The organism is Oerskovia gallyi (assembly GCF_014836745.1).
Lineage (GTDB): Bacteria > Actinomycetota > Actinomycetes > Actinomycetales > Cellulomonadaceae > Oerskovia > Oerskovia paurometabola.
Window position 1 is genome coordinate 73,252 of sequence record NZ_JACSQE010000012.1, and the last position, 6,070, is coordinate 79,321.

Here is a 6,070-nt window from a genome sequence, read left to right on the forward strand (position 1 = left end):
GTCAACTCTGAGGTCAACGGAGGAACCCTTCGTAGTGACGCTGCTGCAGCTGCGAGTCGATCTGCTTGACCGTCTCGAGGCCGACGCCCACCACGATGAGGATCGAGCTACCACCGAACGGGATGTTGGTGCTCACCCCCAGCAGGACCAGGACGAGCGTCGGGATCAGCGCAACGAGCGCGAGGTAGATGGCACCCGCCGAGGTGATGCGGGTGATGACGTAGTCGAGGTACTCGGCCGTGGGGCGACCGGCCCGGATGCCCGGGATGAAGCCGCCGTACTTCTTCATGTTGTCCGCGACCTCGTCCGGGTTGAACGTGATGGCCGTGTAGAAGAAGCAGAAGAAGACGATGAGCACCACGTAGATCGAGATGTGGATCGGCGAGGCCGGGTCCGCGAGGTACTTCGTGACCCACTGGACCCACCCTGCCGTCGTGTCGCCGAACTGGGCGATGAGGCCGGGGACCGCGAGCAGCGACGACGCGAAGATGACCGGGATGACGCCGGACATGTTGATCTTGATCGGGATGTAGGTGCTCGAGCCGCCGTACATCTTGCGTCCGACCATGCGCTTCGCGTACTGGACCGGCACACGGCGCTGGGACTGCTCGACGAAGACCACCAGGCCGATGACCAGGACGATGACCGCGATCATGATCGTGAAGTTGATCGCACCGTTCGAACCGCCCGCGATGGACCACAGAGCGACCGGGAAGCTGGCGGCGATCGACGTGAAGATGAGGAGCGACATGCCGTTGCCGACACCGCGCTCGGAGATGAGCTCGCCGAGCCACATGATGAGGCCGGTACCCGCGGTCATGGTGATCACCATGATCGCCGACGTCAGGAAGCTGTTGTCGGGGATCACGGGGACGGGGCAGCCAGGGAAGAGCAGGCCGCTGCGGGCCGTCGTGATGACGGTCGTGGACTGCAGGATGGCGAGGGCGATCGTCAGGTAGCGCGTGTACTGCGTGAGCTTCGCGGTGCCGGACTGGCCCTCCTTGTGCAGCGCCTCGAAGTGAGGGATGACCACGCGGAGCAGCTGCACGATGATGCTCGCGGTGATGTACGGCATGATGCCGAGCGCGAAGATCGAGAGCTGGAGCAGGGCGCCACCGCTGAACAGGTTCACCATGCCCAGGAGGTTGTTCTGGCCCTGGGTGTCGATGCACTGCTGGACGTTGGCGTAGTCCACACCAGGGGTCGGGATGAACGAGCCCACACGGAAGATCGCCATGATCGCGATCGTGAACAGCAGCTTGCGCCGCAGGTCAGGTGTCCGGAAAGCCCGGGCGAATGCGCTGAGCACCTATCCTCCTGGCCCGCCGAGGCGGGATGTCGTGTCGCCGGTTGGTCGGCGAGATGTGACGCACCCGGCACGGGACGCCATGGGGCACCTTAGCCGCTGCGCCGCGATGGACGGCAAATTGAGACAACCGGCGATGATTCTACGTTCCCCCGAGCAGCGGCGGCACCGGCAGCCACCCCCAGACGCAGACAGGGCCGACAGCGCATCGCGCTATCGGCCCTGTCCTACGTGTCAGTCCTCCGAGACGGAGCCACCGGCCGCAAGGATCTTGTCCTTGGCGGAAGCCGAGAACGCGTCGACCGCGACCTCGAGCTTGACGGTGACCTCACCCGTGCCGAGCACCTTGACGAGCTCGCCCTTGCGGACGGCTCCCTTGGCGACGAGGTCCTCGACGGTGACGGAGCCACCCTCGGGGTACAGCGCGGAGAGCTTGTCCAGGTTCACGACCTGGTACTCCGTGCGGAACGGGTTCTTGAAGCCACGAAGCTTGGGCAGACGCATGTGCAGCGGCATCTGTCCACCTTCGAAGCGCTCCGGCACCTGGTAACGGGCCTTCTGGCCCTTGGTACCACGGCCGGCCGTCTTACCCTTCGACGCCTCACCACGACCCACGCGGGTCTTGGCCTTCTTGGCGCCGGGGGCGGGACGGAGGTGGTGGACCTTGAGGGTGCCACCAGCGCCGACGGTCTGCTGCGCCTCGACCTTGGGGGCCTCGGTCGCAGCAGCCTTCTTGGCAGGAGCCTTCTTCTTCGGAGCGTCGGTCGAAGCCTCGACCGCGGTCTCCTTCTTGGCCTTCTCAGCCATGATCACTCGACCTCCTCAACGGCGACGAGGTGCGCCACCGTTGCGACCATGCCGCGGATCTCCGGGCGGTCCTCCTTCACGGCGGTGTCGCCGATCCGCTTGAGGCCCAGAGTGCGCAGCGTGTCGCGCTGATTCTGCTTGCCGCCGATGGCGGACTTCGTCTGGGTCACCTTGAGTCGAGCCATCACGCACCTACCCCAGCTGCGCGTGCACGAAGGAGCGCGGCCGGAGCCACGGCCTCGAGCGGCAGGCCACGACGCGCTGCAACAGCCTCAGGCTGCTCCAGGTTGCGCAGTGCCTCGACCGTCGCGTGCACGATGTTGATCGCGTTGGACGAACCGAGCGACTTGCTCAGGACGTCGTGGATGCCCGCGCACTCCAGCACGGCGCGCACCGGACCACCGGCGATGACACCGGTACCCGGGGCTGCCGGACGCAGGAAGACGACACCGGCGGCTGCCTCACCCTGGATGGGGTGAGGGATGGTGCCCTGGATGCGGGGAACCTTGAAGAAGTTCTTCTTGGCCTCCTCGACACCCTTGGCGATCGCCGCGGGGACTTCCTTCGCCTTGCCGTAGCCGACGCCGACGGTTCCGTCGCCATCGCCCACCACGACGAGCGCGGTGAAGCTGAAGCGGCGGCCACCCTTGACGACCTTGGACACGCGGTTGATGGTGACGACGCGCTCGACGAAGGCGTTCTTCTCGGCGGCGTCACCACGGCGACCGTCACCACGGCGACCGTCGCGACGATCGCCGCCGCGGCCTCCGGAGTTGCGGTCGGTCGACTCGTTGGCGGCACCCGTAGGGGCGCCGGTGTTGCTGCGCTGCCCTGCAGCCATCAGAGAATCCTTTGCTTCCGTACCGTGTACACGGTGGTGGTTTCGGCCATCATCACAGGGACAGACCGCCTTCGCGGGCCCCGTCGGCGACTGCAGCCACCCGGCCGTGGTACTTGTTGCCACCGCGGTCGAAGACGACCGAGTCGACACCAGCGGCCTTGGCACGCTCGGCGACGAGCTCGCCGACCTTGCGGGCCTTCGCGCTCTTGTCGCCGTCGAACGACCGCAGGTCGCCCTCGATGGTCGATGCGGAAGCAACGGTCTGGCCGATCGTGTCGTCCACGATCTGCGCCGTGATGTGGCGCGCAGAACGCGTCACGACGAGGCGGGGACGCGCGGCCGTGCCGGCGATCTTCTTGCGCAGGCGGAGGTGGCGACGCTTGCGCGAAACTGCCTTGCCCTTGCCGAGAACCTTGAGAGCCATCGTTACTTACCAGCCTTTCCGACCTTGCGGCGGACGACCTCGCCGGCGTAACGCACACCCTTGCCCTTGTACGGCTCGGGCTTGCGGATCTTGCGGATGTTCGCAGCGACCTCGCCGACCTGCTGCTTGTCGATGCCCGAGACCGAGAACTTGGTCGGGGACTCGACAGCGAAGGTGATGCCGGCCGGTGCGGAGATCACGACGGGGTGACTGAAACCGAGAGCGAACTCCAGGTCAGTGCCCTTCGCGGTCACGCGGTAACCGGTACCGACGATCTCGAGCTTCTTCTCGTAGCCCTGGGTGACACCGGTCACCAGGTTCGCGAGAAGGGTGCGGGTCAGGCCGTGCAGAGCGCGCGATGCACGCTCGTCGTTCGGGCGCGTCACCACGAGGGTGTCAGCGTCCTGGGAGACCTCGATGGGGGCGGGGATGGTGTGCTCCAGGGACCCCTTCGGGCCCTTGACCGTCACCAGCGCGCCGCTGATCGTGACATCCACTCCGGCGGGAACCGGAACGGGGATCTTGCCGATACGAGACATGGCGTATCTCTCCTTTCCGATTACCAGACGTAGGCGAGGACTTCTCCGCCCACGCCCTTCTTGGCTGCCTGACGGTCGGTCAGGAGGCCGGAGGACGTGGACAGGATCGCCACGCCGAGGCCACCGAGAACCTTGGGCAGGTTGGTCGACTTCGCGTACACACGCAGACCGGGCTTCGACACGCGGCGCACACCGGCAAGGGAGCGCTCACGGTTCGGGCCGAACTTCAGCTGGATCGTGAGGTACTTGCCCACGGGCGCGTCCTCGACGGTCCAGCCGGAGATGTAGCCCTCGGCCTGCAGGATTTCAGCAATGTGCGACTTCAGCTTCGAGAACGGCATCTGAACCGTCTCGTGGTAAGCCGAGTTCGCGTTACGCAGACGGGTCAGCATGTCTGCGATCGGGTCGGTCATCGTCATTGGGCTTCAGCCCTTCCTCGCCGGGGTATCTGGCCGGCTCCCCGAGGGGAACCGTGCCAGACCTGCGACGTAGTTGTTACCAGCTGCTCTTGGTGACGCCGGGAAGCTCGCCACGGTGTGCCATCTCGCGGACGCAGATACGGCACAGGCCGAACTTGCGGTACACGGAGTGCGGGCGACCGCACTTCTGGCAGCGAGTGTAGGCGCGGACCGCGAACTTAGGCTTTGCGGCTGCCTTGTTGACCAGGGCCTTCTTCGCCATGTCAGTTCTCCTTGAAGGGGAAGCCGAGACGGCGCAGCAGGGAGCGGCCCTCGTCGTCGGTCGTCGCCGTCGTCACGATCGTGATGTCCATACCGCGGACGCGATCGATCTTGTCCTGGTCGATCTCGTGGAACATCGACTGCTCCGTGAGACCGAAGGTGTAGTTGCCGTGGCCGTCGAACTGCTTGGCCGAGAGTCCGCGGAAGTCGCGGATACGGGGCAGAGCGATGGACAGCAGGCGGTCGAGGAACTCCCACATGCGGTCGCCGCGCAGCGTGACGTGCGCGCCGATCGGCATGCCCTCACGCAGCTTGAACTGAGCGATGGACTTGCGGGCCTTGGTGACCTGCGGCTTCTGGCCGGTGATGGCCGAGAGGTCGCGGATGGCACCCTCGATGAGCTTCGAGTCCTTGGCCGCGTCGCCGACACCCATGTTGACGACGATCTTCGTCAGTCGTGCAACCTGGTTGACGTTCTCGTGGCCGAACTCCTCGAGGAGGCCGGCGACGATCTCGTCGCGGTAGCGCTGCTTGAGACGCGCGATCTCAGGGGCTTGCAGTTCAGTGCTCATCAGATGTCCTTACCGGAACGCTTGGCGACGCGCACGCGAACCTTGCGCGTACGGCCGTCACGCTCGACCTCTTCGGTGCGGTACCCGACGCGGGTGCCCTTCTTGGTCTCCGGGTCGACGACCATCACGTTGCTCACGTGGATCGGCGCCTCGACGACCTCGATGCCACCGGTACGCGTCCCACGCTGGGACTGACCCACCTTGGTGTGCTTCGTGACGCGGTTGATGCCCTCGACGATCACGCGGTCGGAGTCCGTGAGGACCTCGAGCACGCGACCCTGCTGGGTGCGGTCCTTGCCAGAGATGACGACCACCAGGTCGCCCTTCTTGATCTTCGCCATGTTCAGAGCACCTCCGGAGCCAGCGAGATGATCTTCATGAACCGCTTGTCACGCAGCTCGCGGCCCACGGGACCGAAGATGCGCGTACCACGGGGCTCGCCGTCGTTCTTGAGGATCACGGCCGCGTTCTCGTCAAACTTGATGTAGGAACCGTCCGGACGACGGCGCTCCTTGGCGGTGCGTACGACGACCGCCTTGACGACGTCGCCCTTCTTCACGTTGCCACCGGGGATAGCGTCCTTGACGGTTGCGACGATGACGTCGCCGATTCCGGCGTAGCGACGGCCCGAACCGCCGAGAACACGGATGCAGAGAATCTCCTTGGCACCCGTGTTGTCGGCGACGCGAAGTCGCGACTCCTGCTGGATCATGTAGTGAACTCCTGTCGTCGAGCCGGTTCTCGCGGAGCGAGCCTTGCCGAACGGATAGCTGTCAGTGCCGGGTCCCTCGCGGGTGAACCGGCCAGGTGCGGCGGGGTCTCGCCGCCCTGTCTACTGGTTGCCGCACCTTGGTGCGGCCGAGACCGGTGGGGGGGGGGGGGGGGGGGGGGGGGGGGGGCG

At 65.8% G+C, this 6,070-nt stretch carries 11 protein-coding genes; all 11 read right to left on the bottom strand.

The window, feature by feature from the left end:
• Nucleotides 1-13 precede the first annotated feature (13 nt).
• On the bottom strand, nucleotides 14-1,309 hold the full coding sequence (secY, locus tag H9640_RS14840; RefSeq protein WP_191791521.1) for a preprotein translocase subunit SecY: 1,296 nt from the start codon (nucleotides 1,307-1,309) through the stop codon (nucleotides 14-16).
• Nucleotides 1,310-1,540: 231 nt separating this feature from the next.
• Nucleotides 1,541-2,113 (bottom strand): 50S ribosomal protein L15, encoded by a 573-nt coding sequence (gene rplO / locus H9640_RS14845; protein ID WP_191791523.1) that lies wholly within the window; start codon nucleotides 2,111-2,113, stop codon nucleotides 1,541-1,543.
• Between the two features lie 2 nt (nucleotides 2,114-2,115).
• Complete coding sequence (rpmD, locus tag H9640_RS14850; RefSeq protein ID WP_030151924.1) at nucleotides 2,116-2,298, bottom strand: 50S ribosomal protein L30; 183 nt, start codon at nucleotides 2,296-2,298, stop codon at nucleotides 2,116-2,118.
• The gene (gene rpsE / locus H9640_RS14855; RefSeq protein ID WP_191791525.1) at nucleotides 2,298-2,954 is read right to left on the bottom strand and encodes a 30S ribosomal protein S5; all 657 of its coding nucleotides are present in this window, start codon (nucleotides 2,952-2,954) and stop codon (nucleotides 2,298-2,300) included. The genes rpmD and rpsE overlap by 1 nt, the downstream gene beginning before the upstream one ends.
• A 52-nt stretch (nucleotides 2,955-3,006) precedes the next feature.
• Complete coding sequence (rplR, locus tag H9640_RS14860; RefSeq protein ID WP_030151926.1) at nucleotides 3,007-3,378, bottom strand: 50S ribosomal protein L18; 372 nt, start codon at nucleotides 3,376-3,378, stop codon at nucleotides 3,007-3,009.
• A gap of 2 nt (nucleotides 3,379-3,380) precedes the next feature.
• Nucleotides 3,381-3,917 carry a 50S ribosomal protein L6 gene (rplF, locus tag H9640_RS14865; protein WP_030151927.1) on the bottom strand — a complete coding sequence of 179 codons (537 nt, stop codon included), beginning with the start codon at nucleotides 3,915-3,917 and terminating at the stop codon, nucleotides 3,381-3,383.
• Between the two features lie 20 nt (nucleotides 3,918-3,937).
• Nucleotides 3,938-4,336, bottom strand: coding sequence for a 30S ribosomal protein S8 (gene rpsH / locus H9640_RS14870; RefSeq protein WP_030151928.1), 399 nt, complete (start codon nucleotides 4,334-4,336; stop codon nucleotides 3,938-3,940).
• A 76-nt stretch (nucleotides 4,337-4,412) separates the two neighbouring features.
• Nucleotides 4,413-4,598 (bottom strand): type Z 30S ribosomal protein S14, encoded by a 186-nt coding sequence (locus tag H9640_RS14875; protein ID WP_012867931.1) that lies wholly within the window; start codon nucleotides 4,596-4,598, stop codon nucleotides 4,413-4,415.
• 1 nt (nucleotide 4,599) lies between these two features.
• Nucleotides 4,600-5,169, bottom strand: a complete 570-nt coding sequence (gene rplE / locus H9640_RS14880) for a 50S ribosomal protein L5 (RefSeq protein ID WP_030151929.1) — start codon at nucleotides 5,167-5,169, stop codon at nucleotides 4,600-4,602.
• On the bottom strand, nucleotides 5,169-5,510 hold the full coding sequence (gene rplX, locus H9640_RS14885) for a 50S ribosomal protein L24 (RefSeq protein ID WP_191791527.1): 342 nt from the start codon (nucleotides 5,508-5,510) through the stop codon (nucleotides 5,169-5,171). Before rplX ends, rplE begins: the two co-directional genes overlap by 1 nt.
• Nucleotides 5,511-5,512: 2 nt before the next feature.
• The gene (rplN, locus tag H9640_RS14890) at nucleotides 5,513-5,881 is read right to left on the bottom strand and encodes a 50S ribosomal protein L14 (protein ID WP_021480431.1); all 369 of its coding nucleotides are present in this window, start codon (nucleotides 5,879-5,881) and stop codon (nucleotides 5,513-5,515) included.
• Nucleotides 5,882-6,070: the final 189 nt, after the last annotated feature.